Genomic DNA, 18,867 nt, shown 5'->3' on the forward strand with positions numbered 1-18,867 from the left:
CTTCCCATATTTTACTTTGGTGAGCGCAAAAATGATAACTGGGTAGTTATTGATGGTTTGCAGCGAATCACAACGGTCCAGGACTTCATGATGGGACGCTTCTCATTGAAGTTAGATAAAGATTCTCCTGTCATTGAAGCAGATGGAAAGCTCTTTACCGAATTTGATCGTAAGTTCACTCGTGCAATCACGGAGTTTGAAGTTACGGCCTATGTCATTGACATGGAAGAAGACGATAAAAATAACGGCAGTGTAAACCGTTTTATCATAGAACTATTTCACCGTATCAACACTTATGGCGTTAAGCTAAGCGATCAAGAAATACGTTCAGCAATCAACTTTGGTAGCAGTGTTTTCTATCTCAAGTTTTTAGCTTCAAGTCAGACGTTTATAGCTTCAACAAACAATACAGTGAACCCAAAAAGGCAGAAAGACTTAGAACTATGTTTAAGTGCTCTTGCTTTTATTATTTTTGGATATGAAGAATTTAAAGCATCTAAATATGACGATTTCTTATCCCAAGCAATGAATTGGATTAACCACCAAGACTTTGAAAAAGTCGAGCATGAAAACGGGCAAGTAGACTACAAGTCAGACTCTCCGATTATCATATCACTTACGTCTCAATTTGAGTCTAGTATTAAATTTAATCATGAGTTATTTGGAAAGAATGCGTTTAAAAAAGTCTTAAACGCTCAGAAAAAAGATCCTATTAGTAAACCTCTATTTGAAGTGCTAGTTACACTATTCGCAAATACTAGCGAAGAGCAAAAAGAGATGATTAAAAAGAACAAATCAGCATTTATCGATTGCTTATATTCAGCTATAAACAATGATTCTCGAGAATACGCTGTATGGAAAAGTCCCGCTTATGTTAACTCTGATAGGGGACTGTACTATGCACTATCTAACTCAACAGGTAAGAAAGTAACTATAAATTATCGATTTGAAGCTATTTCAAACATATTAACAAAAACTACTGGTTGTAATATTGATATAAAACCTTTGGCTAGGTTGGAAAGACAATGATTAATAAAATAGAACTGCATAACTTTAAGTGCTACAAATACCGTGAATTTGAGCTAGGAAGCTTGACGGTTTTTTGCGGTAATAACTCGGTTGGTAAAAGTACAGCAATTCAGGCTCTTGCAATTCCATTTCAAAGTAAGTTTAGTGATAAAGTGCTACTAAATGATAGCTTAGTAGAGCTTGGCTCTGTTCGTGATATCTATTCAGCACACGCGGAAACAGACGACAATAGCCTAAATATCGCTCTATATGTCGATAATAGTAAATGCTCTTGGGGCTTTGACGACCTGACAGAGCAAGCCAGTCTAAAAAATCATCTACTCAATAAGAATATGGAGTCTGAAGCTTCAGATTTATCGCATCATTATTTTGTAGAGAAAGGATTTCAGTTTCTACAAGCTGAGCGACTTGGACCTCGAGCATATCTTGAAAACAGCCATGCTCAATCTATTCGTTACTGGTTGGGAGCTAAGGGTGAACATGCTTACGAGATTTTAACAGATTTAACAAACAACGGTGAACGTCTTGCATCTGGCGACAAGAGGATCTTGAAGGATGATGAAGGCCTTTCAGTTCGACGCAACATCATTAACTGGATGGCTGAAATATCCCCAGGGTTCAATTTTGAATCTGATACAGTAAAAAATGCAGAAATTAGTCACGCGCAGTTTCAAGCTTATGGTTCAAGAAAAACTAATCCTGTAAACATGGGATTCGGATTAAGCTATTCATTAGGCATCGTCTGTTCTTTGTTACTTACGAAACCTGGGGGACTTGTAGTAATAGAGAACCCGGAAGCACACCTGCACCCTCGGGGGCAAAGTTACATAGGTCGTTTAATTGCACGAGCTGCCTTAGCTGGTATTCAAGTAATTATTGAGACTCATAGTGATCATCTTCTCAATGGAATCCGAGTTGGCGCACGTTTGGATGACGATTATGTGGGTGACAACTTTAAAGTATTCTATGTGTCCGGTGTTCTTAACTCCGAGAGCTCTGTTGATGAAATAACAATAGGTCGTAACGGTGAGTTATCTTCTTGGCCTGAAGGCTTTTTTGATCAACAAGCGTACGATCTTAAAACACTGATGAAAGGGGAAGAAGTTACTGACTTAGGGAGACAACGATGACTGATGTTGCTAAAGTATATCTCACACGTCACAGCGTTGATAATCTCTCCACAACAAATACATACGACGATATTGAAAACATAGCCAGAACTTTAGCCGACTCGCTAGAGTTCTATAAACGCTCAAAAAATGTTGGAATAAATTGTCCAACTGACTTTTTTGAATATGGAAATGTAGGCGATTCATTGGATGACAAGTTGTTAGATATTGTCGATAACAATTGGGATTTCTATTTGTTAGCGTTCAAGGAAATGAGTGACGTTGTACTTCCTTACGTGGATAACAGCAATAATACTGAGGGTATGATTGCTGTCATCAATAATCAGCAACCAACCCTACCACGCCATTATTCATTTGTTCTCAGTAAGACATACAGGTGGCCCACTGTAGCGCCAGAGCTACATACGGAATCGTGGAGTAACACGCTCTCCCTTAACTCAAAGTTTATTGCAAATAATCACGCTAATGCGGAAGAGTTTATATCATGGTCAAAGATGAATTATGAATATCTTGATTTTCACCCCAACCTTGAAAATACGCTAAATACGATTCAAATCGGTACATACACAGATTATAAACAGCTGTTATCACATGGCTTGAACACCTTAAATCAGTCCTATCACTCCATATCAACTGACGCCAATCAGAACCAAGCTGATCTAAATATTATTTCGCACTTAACCCATCAGTTAGGACAGCAATTAGGTTGCTCGCGCCAAGGCAATAATAAGGTCCCAACTGTTTTTAAAAAGCCGAGTTTAGTCACTCCACAAGGAGATGAAACAATCAACTGTGAGTATCACTTAAAGATTGATATCAAGGATAATGGACAGCCCATTCCTCGTGGTAGAGGGAACCCTGTGCGAATATACTTCGGCCTTAAATCCTATAATGAATATGAGCGTAAACAACTCAAGCTTGCTCATATGGGTAAACACTTATAGCCCTAGTTTCAGCACCGGGATGAGAAAGGCGTCACAATGACGCCTTTTCTAATTCCCATTCCTCAACCTGTTCTAAAAACAGTTCAAAGTCCTCGCTTGTCACGATCTTCTCGCCATTCTCGTCAAGCACAACATTCAACGCAGCCACCATTTGGCCAACGAGCGGGTTTAATGCGGCTAACTTTTCGAACAAGTGGACTAAGCGAGCATCGATAGTGAAGCGACTGTCTTGTGACATTGTCACACCTCCATATGATTTGCAATGGTTGTGCGGGCCGTTAGCCCCGCACAGTTATGCTTGTACTGCTTGAGCAAGTTCACCCAATGGAATGTACACCGCTTTGCTGTCCTCACGCCAAAAGCGCACTTTACGCACCGACCAACCACAACGAATAAAATCTTTATTCGTGAGATAGGTACCGGCACCCATTGAGTAGTTTTCTCGGTGCTCACTACTTTGCGTTTTATCCGCTAAAAACGCCGTATCCTCATGGTTTAAGCACGCCTTGCGTAGCTCTGGGAACAACCGGCGCGTATGTTTAGACCAGGCAAGAACAATTGTTTTTTCCGTCTTGAATCGATAATCATCGGCATAAGGATCGCTATTATCCTCATCAAACACTGTGTACGTTGCCACAATGGCACCTTGCGCCCAATCCGGAATTGAAAGCGACGCTTGAAACGCCTTCTCTCGTTCTACTCGCTGTTGATGCGCTGCTTTTCTTTGCTCAGCCTTGGCCTGTTCCTCGGCATCTTGTTGGGCTTTTGCTAAACGGGTGCGCGCTAACACCTGAGATCGAGACAACGCCACCGTATGCCGATTTAACTGATACGTTTTAAGCAGTGCGAGCAGCTCGCGCCCCTGGGCGTGAGTAAAGTACCAATGCGACGGTTCACTTTTCTCAAGCGATAGAGCGTACTCAAGCACACGAAAACAGTGATCCGCAAACCCACACTCATTACCACCGCAACCCAGATCGACGCGGCAACGGTGCTGATGGCCATTATCAAAATTCACCGTAATGTCTGTTTTATCGTAACCACCAAGCGGGTTATCTAACGCCGCTTTTAACGCGATAGCCTCAAAAATATCGAATGGGAATTCCTCCCCCTCATTCAAGCGAGAGGATTCCGACCAATTCACCAACACCGAACGCGGCGCGACTTTCACTGTTGTAGAGCCTGAGTGATGCAACGGAGATACGTTGCTCGCGTAGGCAGCCTTAGTGCTGTGAACTTGGGAAGAAAGGGAATGTGACATGATACGCTCCTTGTTTGATTGAATTTTCACCGTCGTTTTCGCCTAACTTCCCTTCAAAACCTCATGGTTCTGCCCGTCAAAAGCGCGTAGCGTCCATTTCACTTTTTACGGGCAGGTTCTGAGGTTTTAAAGGTTAAGAAGTTGGCGCAAAACGCACGAGGGAAAATCAACACAGGGACCAGATTGCACAGCACTTAGCCAAGGTCAGACTGCACTTGGCTGGCAGCGCGAACCCCATAGCCCTGATTGTGACCCGTAGGGCCAAGACAATGGGAAATACGCTGTTTGTATTTTTTGTTGGCTTGGTTGAGCCACCGATTGAGAGAGGGACGAGTGAAGAGGTACGCGAAATAAAGCATGGTTCCCGGCTACGGCTACAATGTTCACCTGATCTTTTTATTTCAACCTAAAATGCCCCCTATTGTGTATAAATCCTTTTATGCTAGTTTTTAAATGCATTTACTTTTTTATTACTTTCAATACTACCCATTATCCCCCTTATTCATAGCCAGCAGCTACTAGCGAATGGTAGCGGAGTGGTAGTCAAAACAAGTTTTTCGCCACGCCAGTACAAAGACCAGTAACCCCTTCCATCTTGATTCAATCTTATAGAGAGTAAAGAAGCGGTAACTACAGCTAAGTTAAACTAAAGTCATTGACGCTTTTTCACATAACCGAACACAATAATCGTGATCGATTTTAGCAATTACTAACAAGCTTACGCCCAACTGCTGGGTTAACAAAGCCAAGCTAAACGAGCTGGTTGAGCTTGACTTGAATGAACAAAAATTTGAAATAATATATCCCTAAAATCTGAGATACCTTACACAACAGCAGAGCCAACACTCAGTAACTTAAGCAATTAAATTTAATTGTAGAAAAACCTTTCAACAACCAACTTATGGTAGTCGTAACAATCAGGCATCGCATTATCTTCTGAAGTCGATATGGTAACTTCGATGTACACTTTATCCTGATATTGGGGGTCGGAACTGTAAAACTCCGCTACATCAACATTGAAATTCATCAGTTTTTTTCTGTCTTGGGAATAAAGCCTTCCTTCTTTAGTCAGAGGTAACCTTTCTATGTAGGCAACACATTCATCAATGACGTTTTGATCCGTATTCGTCAGATATGGATACACCTCTCTACTATTTAAGGCTGAGTTATATGGGTCAATGTGCTGAGGAGCTCGAATTGTAGAAATCATGTTAAACAAGTAAATACTCATAACTTATACCATCTAGTTAGGTTAAAAAATCGATAAGCACATAATGAAACTTTAAAGAAGAAATTGATTAATTAATTCAATCTACTTCTATTTTTCAGATGTGTTTACACTTTAAAATAAAGGCTCTAATTCTAGAATGGAAAAAAATGGATAATGACAACAAAAGAAGAAAGACAACGGTCCTTACTAGCCAAACATCAAGGTATATACATTCCAGTAAGTACCATTGAACATCACTATCTGCCTTATGAGCTTAAGTTAGCAAAACTCTCTAGAGAAAAGTTATCCAAATACTCTCCATATGATTTTCTTTTTAAACCCTTACCAGGTTCACCTAACGTAGAACTAAATTTGCCGGGTTTAAAACAAGCTTGTGAAAACCTTTTTGATAACCAAAGTGGAGAAAGTGAGTACGAAAATACCATTAAAACCATAAACAAAAAGATCACTACCCTAACAAAGAAAAGTTTAAGCTATTGGCAAAATAGTCAATATTTTGAAGATGCTTTTAAAATGACATACTTGCTTTTTAAACTTCAAAAAACTTTACCAATGGGGTTGGATGTTTATTCAAAAGGCGGTGATGAGCGATATTCTGAAATAGAACTATTCACAAGCCATCATGAGCCAACAAACAAAAAAGATGAATTTGATCATATTCAACTACTAAGTGCTTGGATTAAAGAAATATTTTGCAACATACTATTCCAAAGAAGTGAGATAGAGAGAGGCGTATTAAAAAACCTAGATTTAATTCACTCTGGATACACGAGAGTAATAAGCGAAGAAGTAAGAGAAGGCAGGGGTTATAAATTATTAAGAAATGATGTATTTAAGAGACCCCCGGTAGAAGAGGAACTCAGCATTACACTTTTAAGAAAGTATAATGACTTCACAAAAAGCAACAATATTAATACATTAGAAAACAGCAATATTATAAAAATAATAGATAGTAGTTACAAAGACTTAAGTCCATTAAACTTAAGCGAGCCTGATCTTAAGTTAGCAAAAGATTCTTCTATTATATTTTCAAAAGCGATACTAAAAGACATTTATAGAACTAGTAAACCAGAAAGTTACACCAACCTAGCAAATATTCAGCTTAAAAATTTTTCTAATATTATCTACGATGTTTTTAAAAGAGTTTTATCAATTAAAAAGCCAATATTAGTAGCAAAGAGAATTGGCTCGACAGGTTCTCATAGAACTTCGATAAGGAACTCCTTACACAATCTAGTAGATAAAAATAAAAAAATCATCAATATGCGATTCTGCGTTGAAGATATAATAAATATGAATGAATATTGCAGTACTCATTACAAAGCATTGGAATCCGCCGCTATATGGGCAATAAGGAATAAATCTTATTACATAGATAACAATGAGCATGACATTGAATTTCACTCAAAAATTTCTGAGAAAGTATCATGCTATTTAGAAAGAATGACTCCAAGAGAAATTTTTGATGATATGGAAAGGATAAGAGAGATAACAATGGAAAGTGATGGAAACTATATATCTATCTTAGCACCTGCGAGTGGACTCCCATCAATAAATGATTTATATGAAATAAAAAAACATACAAACATTAAATTTAATGAACTGAAAGAAAGTTTAAGAGATGAAGTTAGCTATAACGAAATTGCACTAAAAAAATTAGTTGAAATGCAGTTAAAGTGTGCACCTAAACCCGCTGTAGTCCTTGGTCATATAACGTCATTTCCCATGGAAAATGGAATTACGGAAGCGTCATGGATAGTGTTCGATAGTGATAACCCTATTAAAAGCGAATTTCTCGACTTGCTACCACCGTCTAAAGATCCGGACGAATTTATTAACCGAGAAAGAGCACAAAGGCTTGCGCGCAACTATGTAGTTGACAGAATAGTGGCACCACGACACGACCACCGCTGCGCCTTTAAATGACGGATGCTAAAGCCTAATTAAACACAAAAACCAAAGAGCATACGAGTCTTGCAATAAACAAAGAACGGGGCGCAGCATTGGGTGGGCGGGGGATGTGGTGGTACACCATAAAATAGCTTGCGCCTTTTATGGATTGACCGACACGGGCAACAACAAACGTACCGCAAGTGATGAATCATAGAAAGCGATGAACGTATCCGTATGGAAACACGTTGTTTGTGTTTTGATGCGTCACCATTGCCCTGCTTTGCCCGTCTGTTTGGGCAAGGCAGATAAACTGCGCCAGCTTTGCTGGCTACCTTAGAGCACGCTTTTCAGTGCGGTGGCGGCAATTTACACATAATGTCCAATAATGCTTGAAGTTGCTCAGTGCCCGACAGCTTGCTGGCGTTAGGCACGTGCAATTTTGCATTATTCCACATTATGTTGAATTGACGCACATACCCCCAAGCTTGGGGGATGGGGGTTGGTAATAGATCTTTTAAGCGGCCTTGCTATGGAAGACCAGGCTGTGCCGCCCTGCTCGTTGTGACATTTATGTGATGGCCTGTGTCACGCAGTGGCACGCGCTTAGGCCATGACATGCTTTTTTGTGACAACGGGTAGGTTGTGGCCAGAATGGACTGGAATGGTTAGCAAGGCCACTTTTAATTCGTTCTAACAAGTTCTATCGCGTCAGAACTAATGGTGAGTTCTAGATACTCTTGTTCATTGACGATTGCAGCTTCAAGCCATACCGGAGGGATTGCCAGACAGAAGTCATCGCCGCCGGCAAGCTCACGAGAAGCCTGTAACCAATGCTCATCTTCATTTGGATTGCATCCCGCAGCATAAACACGGCTTGCCTCTCGATCAGATAGCTCATGCTTACAATCTGCCATGCAATATAGTCCTTGATTGTGGACAATAAAAACTTCAGCATCAGGATTAGAGCCACTTGAGTGGCGAGGTTGTAGTTTGTACTCAGCGAAAACCTTGTCACAAAGGTCTTTTACAGAAAATCGGGCTATACCCATAACTCTATCTCACAATGAATATTAACGCATTGATAATACCACGAATGCATATCACCAGTGCGTTTACGTGTGTAAATTTGCCACAGCCATACACACTCTAATCACATCTTCAACACTTTATAAACCGCTCATATCCTCGCACATACTAGTAGGTCGTGTATGGCTATAAAGCGCACTTTTGATAAATATTATTCAATGCTTCCCCGGAACCTTTCAGAGAATAGACATTTTTAAAGATAAGCTCCGTTCCTTTGTAAATCTCTATGTCTGCAATATTGCCGTTTTTTATCTCTTGCAATAACGCTTGAGGAGGGTTTCTTACATAGGTTTTTGAATCATCTGGCCATATGCCCGATTTAAGCGCATACGTATCATTACCATCAACAGAGACATTGAAAGACAAAACACCACGAGCTTTGAATGGCTCATTATTTACAACGCTTAACGTTAGAAAACGGTTACCCTTGCTCAGTCCGCAACCAAGCACAAACTTGGTATCGTAATTTGTTGTGTAATGCTCATGCATAGTGATTCGTTCATGAACACTACTTTGCCAACCATCAAAGCCTGCAAACGCACTAGTTGTAGCGAAGAATAAGAAAAGTAATGATTTTTTCATTTAGTTCACTCGGTGAAGTAAGAGTTATTCCACAACCAATTCAGACACTTTTTTATATAGCACCTGAACCTGCTCTGCTTTGTCCTGGCTATAATGCAAGCGCCTATGACAGTTAGCACATAGCGCAACACAGTTTTCGACTGTATCAGAACCACCAAGTGACAAACGCTTCACGTGATGGACTTCCAAGTAAGGCTCGCCATTTGCCTTTTTGAATAACGCCTCTGAATCACAAAGCTCACAACGTCCTTTGGCTCTTTTTAATACCCATGCTTTAACCTCTGGAGAGCGTTTATATACAACGCTCGTTGATGTAGTACTTTTCGGTTCAGCATCGCCCGCGGGCTTTTCTTGATTAGGATCGCTTTGATGCTTTTGAACATCGAGTTCAAACTCTACCCGTTCATCAACATCACGACATTCGATCTCAGCAATGAATTTCTCAATAAGCAGTGCGGTATTTTTCCCCACGTTTTTCGCCGGTTTTAACCCCGGAACCCAGTCACGCTCGAGAAGAGAGAAAACATAAGAGATGTTCTGCATGCGGTATTCGAAAGCTTTTTCTGTTCGACCAAATTGACTAGAAAGTTGACGATAATATTCTTTTTTATTGATGCGTTCCTCACCATCGCAACGGGCTTTCATATCTAAATAAGCAGCAACCGAAGCTCTCAGCTCTTCTTCGCTCCAAGTGACATTTCCTGATTCGGCTGTACTAACATCACTATTTGATTTGTTTCGATACCCATGTGATGTTTTGACCGTTTGAGATAATCGAACATATTTATCAGTATCCGAGGCAACAAGGGCAAGTCTTCCGTCTGAGTCTTTATGAATTCCCCAACCGTACTTTTTCAAAAGATTCGAGCGCTTGATACTGTAAGAGCCAATTTTAAGATGACGCATTCCTCTGCGTTCATAGTGAACTTCGCGGTGTAGTTCTGGTTCAGTGAACCTATATGGGTGCTCTGTTAAGACTTCATAGACGATACGCGTTATGGCATCACTTTCTGGAGGCATTTCTGATTGTGTCGCGATCGTATCTTGCGACATTAATATTAATTCTTCTTTCATTTTACCTAGCAAACCTATGTATTATTATTCAACACCTTATACACCGTCGTGCGGCTGCACCCCAGCTCTTTACTGATCGCGTGCTTGTTCATTCCCTGTTCTGCAAGCTCCTGTATGCGTGAATGTAAGGTCTTATTAGGAAATCGGCCGAGGTGCCTCCCTTCGGCTCTGGCGCGCTCCCTACCCTCATTACAGCGCTGTAAAATACGTTTTCTTTCCATCTCTGCGAACGCGGAAATCGTGGTATAGATGACGCGGCCAACATCGCTATTAATATCGACATTGCCGAGATCGTGAAAAACCAAGCCAGCACCTTTTTTCGCCAATGCATCGGCTATTTGCAATGCGTCAATGGTATTACGGGCCAAACGATCTACTTTCATCACGTAAATGGTGTCGCCCTCACGAGAAAACTCGAGCATGGCGTTTAACTGGTCACGTTCCGTACTTTTTCCGCTGGCGTTTTCTTGGAAAATTTTTTCACAGCCGAGTAATGTCAGCTGTTCGACTTGGACATCGAGAGATTGATCGCTGGAGCTGACCCGCGCATAGCCAATAAGCATGAAGGAAACCTTAAAAGTGTTCAGTTAGTTCCAGTAACTATAATGGTCATGTTCACTATTAATCAATTGGAGATTTTGAACGCTTTTAACTGGCTCACGCTGGAGCGTCCTTAAAGTACACCTTTCTGAACAGTGTTCCATTTCATTCGCTTCAAATGATTCGTATGAATCGAACGATTCGTTTATAATGAACAAAAAAGGAGCACACAATGCAATCATTAACCGCAAACACAGCAAAAACTAAATTTGGTGACTTACTGATGAAAGTACAGCGAGAGCCAGTACAAATCAGCAAGAATGGTTCCCCTGTAGCAGTTGTCATGTCATGTGAAGAATACGAGGAACTAGAAGCCTTGAAGATGGCGATGGTTAAATCACGTTTTGAACAAGCGGAACGAGACATCATGAATGGAGATTTGGTGGATGGTGAGACCTTCATGAACGAGTTAGATTCAGGCAAGTTTGACTAATGACACGATACAAACTTTCTCCCGCAGCCCAAACGGACCTAATCGCTATTCGCCGTTATACGCTTGAAAACTGGGGAGGCGCACAGTGGACCAACTATTTTGGAGAGTTAAAACAATCAATGGCGTTGTTAGCTAGCAATGAGTTGATTGGCATTGACATGCCGGAACTAGGAACCGGTTACTGCCGCTTTCCATTAAAACATCATGTCATCTATTACATCAGGAAACCGGACCATATTGTTATTGCCGCTGTCCTAGGGCGTAACATGTCACCGGCTAAGCACTTTCAGCGACAGTTATAGCTCTTAAGCCTCTACGTTTGATGTAATCTCGTAATGTACTCGGGGCTTCATCAATAAGCTTTGCTGTAGGACGAATCCCAAGCCCCATGCCTAGATATTTTTCAATTTGATCTCTTTTAGGATCGAGCTTAAGTTTTTCTGCCTCACCTTTAGGTCTACCAAGAGCAACACCGGCTTTTTTTCTTGCAGCTAAAGCCTCTTTAGTTCTCATCGAAATAAACTCTCGTTCTATCTCTGCTGCGAGACCAAGTACCGTTGCGGTGATTTTTGCTTGCATGGAACCATCTAGCTGCATGTTCTGTTTAGCAATGTAGACATCAATGCCCTTGGCCATGCATACCTCAAGCACTTCAAGGACCTGAAGTGTAGAACGCGCAATTCGACTGACCTCCGCAAAGATCAGTTTGTCACCAACCTCCATTCCTTCAATAAGTTCACCAAGTTTACGTTCATGCCATTTCTTCTTGCCTGTAACGACATCTTCGATAAAGCATAAGTTAACTATTCCGACACGATTGCAATACTCGTAGATACCATGTTTCTGGTTTGCTATATCTTGGCTATCTGAAGAAACTCGAAGGTAGGCGTATTGTGGCATTGATCAAATCCTCATCTAAATGATGAAGTACTTATAGCAAGCTCTAACCTAATTTTTGACACTGATCACCTAGATTGTGACAGTTAGAAAAGAATAAAAAGAAAGAAATGAAACTGTTTCTAATGAGGGTAACTGTGTAAATCTTTGATTTTCCAGTTATCCACATTAGCTATAAAGATCTATATCTTCTATTTAAAACTATAAACACTATGAGAACTATAAGATCTATAGGTGTTTTAAGTTATTGAATAAAAAGAACTTAATTGCTCTTTATGATCACTATTTAGGTGTATAGATAACACTATTTAGGTGTTAATGATCTTTTTTTAGGTCTTAATGATCATCTGCTAGGTGGAAGCCTGACACAATTTAGGTGTTGATGATCGTATTTAAGGTTTATAGATGACATATTTTAGGTAGGTTACAGGCTAAAATAACGAATATCAGGTATCTCCGCCCTTTATTCACAGTGATCTTGATTAGGTATCTTCTAATGCGACACATTTTAGGTCTTACATCATCGAAAACACCTAAAATGTGTCATTTATAACAGTGGGAGACCTGATTTTTGTCAGTAATGGGATTGTCTCACCTAATATTTGTCATCTAGTAATCAGGGTTATCACTAATCTCAGATAAGGTATCGATTTTATCGAGGAGCGAGTCCACCTCGCTTTGATGGCCGTTATCAACTTCTGGCTCTCGGTTTAAGTGTCGCTTAGAGAGACTTTCTTCTACCTTCAGAGCATGCTGCTCTTTGCCGATATAGCGGTAAGCAATGGCCAACGCTTCAAGCTCAGCCTCTGTCAGCTTTATCTTGTCTTGTAGGCGTTTTAGCTCGAGCTCTCGAATTGTTTTTAACGCATCGTGTTGGTTTAGCTCTTCAATCGTGCCAAGTTTTACCCAGCGGAACAGGAACTTGATACCGGTAATGGTTCGACCTTTTTTAATGACCTCAAAACCCTTCTCTCCGTTTTCTCCTTCCAAGAACAGCAGCTCTTTGCGGATTTGAGGGTGCTCCGTGAGCTCTTTGATGCTCTCACGGATACAGCGTTTCATGAACACACTGTTATTTTTGAATGAGCTTTTGTCTTTCTTGAGTTTGCCGGCCTCATCGAGTAATCCAAAGACCCCTTTCAACTCATCAAGCTTCTGTTGATGCATTTCAAAGCCTTTGTCTTTAAATCGGCTGAGCAATTCATATAGGCGTTTCGAATACTCTTTTTTTACATCAAAGAAATTGCGAGTGTTAATGAGTGCAAAGCCCTGATTGTACTCGATGTACTCAGATTTGAGCATGTCATTAGGTACCATAGTCAAGGTGCCATTTTTGTATGCTATGTGTTTGAAAAGCGGACGGTAGTCGAATTCAATATCCCCTTTGCCGGTCTCTATTTTTATACCGATTTTTCGGCTCGCAAGACGGTTGGCTACTGGGCTTAAATTACTCCCGATATGCTTAGACTCTACACCTAACCACTCAGATAGCTGATGTGACGTGAACTCATAATGAGGTGTACTGCGCTCCCAGTCGTTCGCTTTCATGTGTGCGATCATCAATGCAAACATATCTGCTTCTCGAGCAGAGAGATCCTGGCGACTAAATACCAGTTGATGACCTTTCTTTATATGTTTCGGTAAGTTATCACTTACGACTGGGTAAAAGTACTCTTCATCACTCATACCACGATTCCTTTAAATAACATAATCTAGGTAATTATGACATATTTTAGGTGTAGTGGAAGTCTAATTACCTAAATGATGTCATTAATGTGGTGTGTAATTGATATGATCATCATGGCCAAAGATCAAAACCTTGATCGGATACTCTCTTCTGAATCTGTAGCACGTTCAAATCTCGTTATACCTTCTTGCGTTTGAATTTTTTAGGAGGATTGCCAACGAGAAGCTTTAAAGCTGAGGAACTTACTCCCTCTGTCGTTGCAGATGAAAAACGCCAGCGACGTGAAATAAGTGGGAGGGAATCAAGCTTGCTTGGTTGCAAAAAGAGTAAGTGACAACGTGATGTCGTCTACGGGGGACGTGATTGATCAATGGTGTGGTATGAACAATCAATAAACAGGTTTTATGGTGATATGCCTGTCTGTTAGGTTGGTTAAGTCGTTACACAAACCAGAACAGGAAACGGGAGAGAGTAACGCCTCGACCTGCAGCGGTGTGGCGAGCCGTGTGACTAGGCCCAGCCCTAACTAATCTGTCACAGAAAGTGCGCACCTGATAAAACATCACGAAGAAGAACCAACATACTATTTATCTTTGATGGAAAGCAGGGTTGATGTTAACGCTTTAACATGGCATCACCCAGCCCCGTCATAGACCCTTTGTGCGCGAAAAATACGGTCGTTAATGTCACTCACCCTATACAGTAATCTTTCATCATGTTCTGTAATCGATTGTTTACCCCTTACCTTCGGCTAAAAATTTTCTGCACTGCGCGAATTTAACAGCGGAGCCTTGCCCCCCTACCCCCCATCTAAACTGGATTACTTTTGAGACGATAAACAACGTAGTTACATTTTCATTATGGGTCGCACGCAAGCTATTTGCTTACTCTTTAATTGCTTTGATGAGTTCGTATTCTGTCGGAGTAAGGATGGAGCACAATGCGATTTTTGAAACTAAGAACCGATCACAATCGAGTACGCCGAGACGGTACGCGCTACGTAACTCCGCTTATTGTGGACTCACCGCGTCGCTTTGCGCCGAGCCGTGATCGTAAAGAAACCAGCTTGCGTCGGAAAAAATGTCAATTAATCACAGGCGCGCATGATTCGGGGAAGAGCCGTTGGCTCACGCGCCTGAAAGATAATCGACACGAAATCTGGGGGAAAAAACCGCAGCCTGTTTTACTTGAGGGGCTAATGCCACTCTCAAGTTGGGTGGAAGTTAAAGGGATAGAAAAGTGGTACCAAGAGAGGCAAGAAGAGGGGGGAACTTACACTCCATGGAGCAGACTCAACTTACAGCTCAAGGCCGACCTATTGGCTGACTATTTAATTGAAACCCAATCCTTACTCTTTATCGACGATGCGCACAAGTTAACAGGGCGCAAAGCACAAATCGCACGTAAGTGCCTAATGTCTGCCAAGCTTTGGCTGATGACGTGTAGCGAAGAAGGACGTCTCCCTCCTTCTATTCGTCCGATTGTCGAACGGCGCGAACCTCAGCGTATCAACCTAGAAAGTGACGTGAGTTACGACACGACCAAAGCGCTGGTTTGGTTTATGGTTGCACTATGTGTGGTTGCTGGCGCTTGGGAAGCGGGCGCTGTTATTGGCGGATTACAAATGCTTGGCAGCGGACGGAGGTCGACGCGTGCAGATTAAGTATCACCTTTTAATGCTGTGTCCCCTGCTCTACTCAGCGGCTTATGCCAATGATTGGGGCATTGCTACGCCATGGGATGAACCCACTGCGCAACCTCCAGAGATAAAGCCATTCGAATTGCCAACATTGAAGGGGGATGCACCCCACTACAACACCCCTACTCCTGCGTTAAAACCTGCACCAAAGATTGACCCGGATGCCATCTTTCAGACCGTACTCAACTGTTACCCAGAAAAGAGCAAATTCAAACTCGACTTGAACCTAGTAGCTGGAATGCGTACCAACTTAGATGAATACAACAGCGATGATTGGCCGGAGATCTCAGAACACTATGTCGGGATAGTGGGTAAAATGCCGCTCTACTCGACAACGGAGCAATCCCGCGAGAGGCAATGGGAATATCAGCGTCGAACTGCCACCGCGACGTCAGTCGCCTCCTTCACCCAAGCATTGGCTGACAGAAACTACGCTTATCGATTGATGGGACTCTACCTATCACTTGAAGCTCGTTCACAGCAGCGGGTAGCCCAAGGTGTGGCGAACGTGAATGAACAAGTAGCTTTACTTGAAAAGGTCGCCAGTTCGCATCGCGACGTTCTAGCTCATGAGGCGAAAATCGTAGAGCACCGATTAGCTTTAGTTGCGCTGTGTGAGAGTTCCTACAGCGACAGCGTCAACCAGTATTTGCAAAAGCTGGCCTATCTCCCACCTCATGCCAAGCCGAAAGTTGTCCAATGAAGTGGCTGAACCATGGCCTGATTGCAGGCGCTATTTGTGCGGTTGTCTCCCCTCCCCATGTACCTATTTGCGTTGCCGGTGCGACCGCACCGGATTGGATGGAGTTTGTGGCTAAAGGGCTAGGACGCAACATTAAACATCGTGGGCCAACGCACATCTTTACCCACTGGTTGATTGTCGCCCTAGTCTTTACTTTGGTTTGGGATTACCAAGGTATTGGGATGGCTTTTGCCTGGGGAGGTGTCAGCCACATACTCACCGACGCAATGACCGTATCGGGTGTTCCTTTCTCTCCCTACAGTGACAGACGCTTTCATTTATTTGGTGGGCGGTTTAGAACCGGTGACCCAGTGGAATACGCAATCTCTGCTGGCGTAGTGATAGTTTGTATTGGCCTTTCTCATATTACAGGCGGACAAGGCTTTGCACCGTTCTTTTACGATTGGGCAGGCATGTATGAGCAAGGCTTAATTGATGCCTTAGAGTGGAAGACCAACCGATTTAGATTGATTTAAATGACCTGCAGAATGTCATTATTCAGGCTGAATATTGACAGCGGTTGCTGGAAAAAAAGGAAAGAATTTTGAATAGGGTGTTGAACAGAGGCTTTACGCTGATTGAGTTACTCATAACAATTTGTGTTCTCAGTGTCTTAGTAATATTTGCGGCTCCAAGCTTTTCTAACTTGTTTGAAAGTAGTCGAATGAAAACTGCTCAAGACGAACTGATGGGGTTCGTCATCATGGCCAAAAGCGAAGCAGTATTTAGGAATTCGCCTACCTACCTTCACTTTAGAGACTTGGCCAACGTAAACCCTGACGAACGCTGCATAGTTCTATCGTTGTCAGATAGTATTACGGATTGTACGACAGACGTAATCTATACGCTGAATGGTCGAGTTTTCGATGGTCTAACGTTAGACCAAACGTATCCTCAAAATGTGATAGAGATTGATCCGGTGAGTGGCTGGCCTTTACTTGAGCATTCGACATTTGATAGTGAAAGTAATAGTGAACTTCTTAGATTTTTTGCAAAAGGTGACCAAAAGGTTGCCTTTAAAATGCATATCACCGGAAGAGTGAGTTTTTGTGGCATTGGCGGGGATTGGTATAGCACTGAGGCTTGTTAAGCTGTCAATATTCAGGCTGAATATTGACAAGTGTAGGGGATCACCGTTTCCTTTTTAACAAGAAAGAGCCTTATTACTTATCGCCCAAAAGCTATATATTTCTTAGTTTTTATTTAGACGAATTCCGTCATATTCTCCATGATTTACGGTTCCTAGAATATCTTTCCACTTCTTTTCTGCCGCAAGAACATCACCATCACCTGTGAACTCAAGAACGGTAAATATAAAATTACTATAACCTTGATCCATCACGTACTCATTTAAATGTTTTGCATCACCTAGCTTTCGAACATGGGTGAGCCAACGACTTAAAATACCACCATCACTATAAGCAGCACCAACATAGCGAACGGTTCCATCTTGAGAGCGTTGCAAGTATATACCAGGCTGAGATAACTCCTCGTATAACGGTGTATCAGAACGATTAGCAATGGCTTTTACTTCTCTCCATGTATACACCTTACCTGTTGTACTTTGTTTGCACATTTCATCCCATACGAACTCTAGATCGCCGCTAGTTCGTTTAGCATTCACTTTATCCTGATTCTTTTTTAATTGGTAGCGGCCTAATTGATTCGCAAGTTCTGTGAGTATTTCCGATGTGTCTCCTTTGTAGTTTGACCAGTACTTCGTTGTTTTCGTCATGCCGTTCAAACTATTAACTATATCTTTGTTAACGCTAGCGCTATGTAGAATTCGAAATGTAACATCATCGTTTTTTTTCGAAATGTAAAACCCCCAGATATTGTGGACATTCGGTTTCTTTACGAGAATACCTGCCTGTTTCTCATTAGGTTCTATCTTGGATTCCGCGAACTCAAACATACTTGAGATTGGATGAGTATTGTACGTTTTGAGCAGGTTGTTTAATAAATGTTCTAGTTTCATTTGGTAGGCTTAATAATGAAGGGGGGAGCTTCAATTAGATAAGTAATGGTTCTCTAACTTTCTGATTAAATGAAATATTATCGCAAAAATTGTGAACCCGTCCTAAAACAATCTGTGATGGTCTCGATAGCAAATCTAAATGATTTTTGACTTAAATCGTCCATATAAGTTGGAGAACGGACCCGCTATCCAACTTACTTGTGATACTACAAAAGACTATTTCTCTTCCAAAACCTTAGCGATCGCTGAATCCAGCTTTTCTTGCATTTCTTTAGACAAGCGCTCGCACTCGTAAGAAAAATTGCGGCCCTTCAAGCCTTTGCGTACAACCATGCCTTTGCTATCGAATTGGGCGAGGGGAGTGACAGACGCTTTCATTTATTTGGTGGGCGGTTTAGAACGGGTGACCCAGTTGAATACGCAATCTCTGCTGGCGTAGTGATAGTTTGTATTGGACTTTCTCATATTACAGGCGGACAAGGTTTTGCGCCGTTCTTTTACGATTGGGCTGGCATGTTTGAGAAAGGTTTAATTGACGCCTTATAGTGGAAGGCCAACCGATTTAGGTTGATTTAAATGACGTGCAGAATGTCATTATTCA

At 41.6% G+C, this 18,867-nt stretch carries 19 protein-coding genes and 3 pseudogenes; 12 read left to right on the forward strand and 10 right to left on the reverse strand.

All coding sequences use genetic code 11. From position 1 onward, the window contains the following. From ACTS60_RS23105 to ACTS60_RS23115, 3 genes are all read left to right on the forward strand, one after another. A partial coding sequence (locus tag ACTS60_RS23105) for a GmrSD restriction endonuclease domain-containing protein (protein ID WP_440890167.1) occupies positions 1–1,029 on the forward strand: 1,029 nt, incomplete at its 5' end. Next, positions 1,026–2,159 (forward strand): AAA family ATPase, encoded by a 1,134-nt coding sequence (locus ACTS60_RS23110; RefSeq protein WP_440890168.1) that lies wholly within the window; start codon positions 1,026–1,028, stop codon positions 2,157–2,159. The genes ACTS60_RS23105 and ACTS60_RS23110, both read left to right, overlap by 4 nt. After that, on the forward strand, positions 2,156–3,103 hold the full coding sequence (locus ACTS60_RS23115) for a hypothetical protein (RefSeq protein ID WP_440890169.1): 948 nt from the start codon (positions 2,156–2,158) through the stop codon (positions 3,101–3,103). The genes ACTS60_RS23110 and ACTS60_RS23115 overlap by 4 nt, the downstream gene beginning before the upstream one ends. A gap of 31 nt (positions 3,104–3,134) precedes the next feature. On the opposite strand, the gene ACTS60_RS23120 is transcribed toward ACTS60_RS23115, so the two are convergent. After that, on the reverse strand, positions 3,135–3,341 hold the full coding sequence (locus tag ACTS60_RS23120) for a hypothetical protein (RefSeq protein ID WP_440890170.1): 207 nt from the start codon (positions 3,339–3,341) through the stop codon (positions 3,135–3,137). A 54-nt stretch (positions 3,342–3,395) separates the two neighbouring features. Then, complete coding sequence (locus ACTS60_RS23125) at positions 3,396–4,364, reverse strand: LPD25 domain-containing protein (protein ID WP_440890171.1); 969 nt, start codon at positions 4,362–4,364, stop codon at positions 3,396–3,398. Between the two features lie 1,384 nt (positions 4,365–5,748). On the opposite strand from ACTS60_RS23125, the gene ACTS60_RS23130 reads away from it, so the two are divergent. Continuing rightward, positions 5,749–7,521, forward strand: a complete 1,773-nt coding sequence (locus ACTS60_RS23130) for a hypothetical protein (RefSeq protein WP_440890172.1) — start codon at positions 5,749–5,751, stop codon at positions 7,519–7,521. Between the two features lie 647 nt (positions 7,522–8,168). Here the strand turns inward: ACTS60_RS23130 and ACTS60_RS23135 are convergent. The 4 genes from ACTS60_RS23135 to ACTS60_RS23150 all read right to left on the reverse strand — a co-directional run bounded on the left by ACTS60_RS23135 (position 8,169) and on the right by ACTS60_RS23150 (position 10,793). Further along, on the reverse strand, positions 8,169–8,537 hold the full coding sequence (locus tag ACTS60_RS23135; RefSeq protein ID WP_440890173.1) for a DUF3085 domain-containing protein: 369 nt from the start codon (positions 8,535–8,537) through the stop codon (positions 8,169–8,171). 163 nt (positions 8,538–8,700) lie between these two features. Further along, entirely contained in the window at positions 8,701–9,156 is a 456-nt protein-coding gene (locus tag ACTS60_RS23140) for a hypothetical protein (RefSeq protein WP_440890174.1), read from the reverse strand. Positions 9,157–9,180: 24 nt separating this feature from the next. Next, positions 9,181–10,230: a DUF6157 family protein gene (locus ACTS60_RS23145; RefSeq protein ID WP_440890175.1), complete on the reverse strand. Its 1,050-nt coding sequence runs from the start codon at positions 10,228–10,230 to the stop codon at positions 9,181–9,183. 14 nt (positions 10,231–10,244) lie between these two features. Beyond that, complete coding sequence (locus ACTS60_RS23150) at positions 10,245–10,793, reverse strand: recombinase family protein (protein ID WP_440890176.1); 549 nt, start codon at positions 10,791–10,793, stop codon at positions 10,245–10,247. Positions 10,794–11,002: 209 nt separating this feature from the next. Here ACTS60_RS23150 and ACTS60_RS23155 point away from each other — a divergent pair, with 209 nt between their 5' ends. Together ACTS60_RS23155 and ACTS60_RS23160 are read left to right on the forward strand one after the other, a co-directional pair. Next, positions 11,003–11,263, forward strand: a complete 261-nt coding sequence (locus ACTS60_RS23155) for a type II toxin-antitoxin system Phd/YefM family antitoxin (RefSeq protein ID WP_061010279.1) — start codon at positions 11,003–11,005, stop codon at positions 11,261–11,263. Next, a complete protein-coding gene (locus ACTS60_RS23160; protein WP_010647375.1) occupies positions 11,263–11,565 on the forward strand; it encodes a type II toxin-antitoxin system RelE/ParE family toxin in 303 nt (100 codons plus the stop codon). Before ACTS60_RS23155 ends, ACTS60_RS23160 begins: the two co-directional genes overlap by 1 nt. On the opposite strand, the gene ACTS60_RS23165 is transcribed toward ACTS60_RS23160, so the two are convergent. Both ACTS60_RS23165 and ACTS60_RS23170 read right to left on the reverse strand, forming a co-directional pair. Beyond that, positions 11,540–12,163, reverse strand: coding sequence for a recombinase family protein (locus tag ACTS60_RS23165; RefSeq protein WP_440890177.1), 624 nt, complete (start codon positions 12,161–12,163; stop codon positions 11,540–11,542). The two genes, ACTS60_RS23160 and ACTS60_RS23165, sit on opposite strands and share 26 nt — an antisense overlap. A gap of 606 nt (positions 12,164–12,769) precedes the next feature. Then, entirely contained in the window at positions 12,770–13,846 is a 1,077-nt protein-coding gene (locus ACTS60_RS23170; protein ID WP_440890178.1) for a replication initiation protein, read from the reverse strand. Positions 13,847–14,787: 941 nt separating this feature from the next. Between ACTS60_RS23170 and ACTS60_RS23175 the strand changes: the two genes are divergently transcribed. From ACTS60_RS23175 to ACTS60_RS23195, 5 genes and pseudogenes are all read left to right on the forward strand, one after another. Further along, positions 14,788–15,510, forward strand: coding sequence for a hypothetical protein (locus tag ACTS60_RS23175; RefSeq protein ID WP_069518037.1), 723 nt, complete (start codon positions 14,788–14,790; stop codon positions 15,508–15,510). Next, the gene (locus tag ACTS60_RS23180) at positions 15,500–16,249 is read left to right on the forward strand and encodes a hypothetical protein (protein WP_440890184.1); all 750 of its coding nucleotides are present in this window, start codon (positions 15,500–15,502) and stop codon (positions 16,247–16,249) included. Before ACTS60_RS23175 ends, ACTS60_RS23180 begins: the two co-directional genes overlap by 11 nt. After that, on the forward strand, positions 16,246–16,764 hold the full coding sequence (locus tag ACTS60_RS23185; RefSeq protein WP_038868836.1) for a metal-dependent hydrolase: 519 nt from the start codon (positions 16,246–16,248) through the stop codon (positions 16,762–16,764). Before ACTS60_RS23180 ends, ACTS60_RS23185 begins: the two co-directional genes overlap by 4 nt. Positions 16,765–16,841: 77 nt before the next feature. Beyond that, positions 16,842–16,889, forward strand: a pseudogene (locus ACTS60_RS23190) (prepilin-type N-terminal cleavage/methylation domain-containing protein); the annotation flags it as partial. 63 nt (positions 16,890–16,952) lie between these two features. Further along, the gene (locus tag ACTS60_RS23195) at positions 16,953–17,378 is read left to right on the forward strand and encodes a pilus assembly FimT family protein (protein ID WP_440890185.1); all 426 of its coding nucleotides are present in this window, start codon (positions 16,953–16,955) and stop codon (positions 17,376–17,378) included. 102 nt (positions 17,379–17,480) lie between these two features. Here ACTS60_RS23195 and ACTS60_RS23200 read toward each other — a convergent pair whose 3' ends face one another. Then, entirely contained in the window at positions 17,481–18,266 is a 786-nt protein-coding gene (locus tag ACTS60_RS23200) for a GIY-YIG nuclease family protein (RefSeq protein ID WP_440890179.1), read from the reverse strand. A gap of 216 nt (positions 18,267–18,482) precedes the next feature. Further along, positions 18,483–18,641, reverse strand: a pseudogene (locus tag ACTS60_RS23205) (ParB family protein); the annotation flags it as partial. On the opposite strand from ACTS60_RS23205, the pseudogene ACTS60_RS23210 reads away from it, so the two are divergent. Beyond that, positions 18,627–18,812: pseudogene (locus tag ACTS60_RS23210) on the forward strand (metal-dependent hydrolase); the annotation flags it as partial. The pseudogenes ACTS60_RS23205 and ACTS60_RS23210 overlap by 15 nt on opposite strands. Positions 18,813–18,867: the final 55 nt, after the last annotated feature.

The organism is Vibrio sp. WZ-1, from assembly GCF_052037695.1.
GTDB lineage: Bacteria > Pseudomonadota > Gammaproteobacteria > Enterobacterales > Vibrionaceae > Vibrio.

Coding starts and splice junctions, on each gene's coding strand:
- ACTS60_RS23200 (WP_440890179.1), bottom strand. CDS start 18,266: ATGAAACTAGAACATTTATTAAACAACCTGCTCAAAACGTACAATACT.
- ACTS60_RS23170 (WP_440890178.1), bottom strand. CDS start 13,846: ATGAGTGATGAAGAGTACTTTTACCCAGTCGTAAGTGATAACTTACCG.
- ACTS60_RS23150 (WP_440890176.1), bottom strand. CDS start 10,793: ATGCTTATTGGCTATGCGCGGGTCAGCTCCAGCGATCAATCTCTCGAT.
- ACTS60_RS23120 (WP_440890170.1), bottom strand. CDS start 3,341: ATGTCACAAGACAGTCGCTTCACTATCGATGCTCGCTTAGTCCACTTG.
- ACTS60_RS23160 (WP_010647375.1), top strand. CDS start 11,263: ATGACACGATACAAACTTTCTCCCGCAGCCCAAACGGACCTAATCGCT.
- ACTS60_RS23135 (WP_440890173.1), bottom strand. CDS start 8,537: ATGGGTATAGCCCGATTTTCTGTAAAAGACCTTTGTGACAAGGTTTTC.
- ACTS60_RS23145 (WP_440890175.1), bottom strand. CDS start 10,230: ATGAAAGAAGAATTAATATTAATGTCGCAAGATACGATCGCGACACAA.
- ACTS60_RS23130 (WP_440890172.1), top strand. CDS start 5,749: ATGACAACAAAAGAAGAAAGACAACGGTCCTTACTAGCCAAACATCAA.
- ACTS60_RS23185 (WP_038868836.1), top strand. CDS start 16,246: ATGAAGTGGCTGAACCATGGCCTGATTGCAGGCGCTATTTGTGCGGTT.
- ACTS60_RS23140 (WP_440890174.1), bottom strand. CDS start 9,156: ATGAAAAAATCATTACTTTTCTTATTCTTCGCTACAACTAGTGCGTTT.
- ACTS60_RS23195 (WP_440890185.1), top strand. CDS start 16,953: ATGAAAACTGCTCAAGACGAACTGATGGGGTTCGTCATCATGGCCAAA.
- ACTS60_RS23125 (WP_440890171.1), bottom strand. CDS start 4,364: ATGTCACATTCCCTTTCTTCCCAAGTTCACAGCACTAAGGCTGCCTAC.
- ACTS60_RS23165 (WP_440890177.1), bottom strand. CDS start 12,163: ATGCCACAATACGCCTACCTTCGAGTTTCTTCAGATAGCCAAGATATA.
- ACTS60_RS23115 (WP_440890169.1), top strand. CDS start 2,156: ATGACTGATGTTGCTAAAGTATATCTCACACGTCACAGCGTTGATAAT.
- ACTS60_RS23110 (WP_440890168.1), top strand. CDS start 1,026: ATGATTAATAAAATAGAACTGCATAACTTTAAGTGCTACAAATACCGT.
- ACTS60_RS23155 (WP_061010279.1), top strand. CDS start 11,003: ATGCAATCATTAACCGCAAACACAGCAAAAACTAAATTTGGTGACTTA.
- ACTS60_RS23175 (WP_069518037.1), top strand. CDS start 14,788: ATGCGATTTTTGAAACTAAGAACCGATCACAATCGAGTACGCCGAGAC.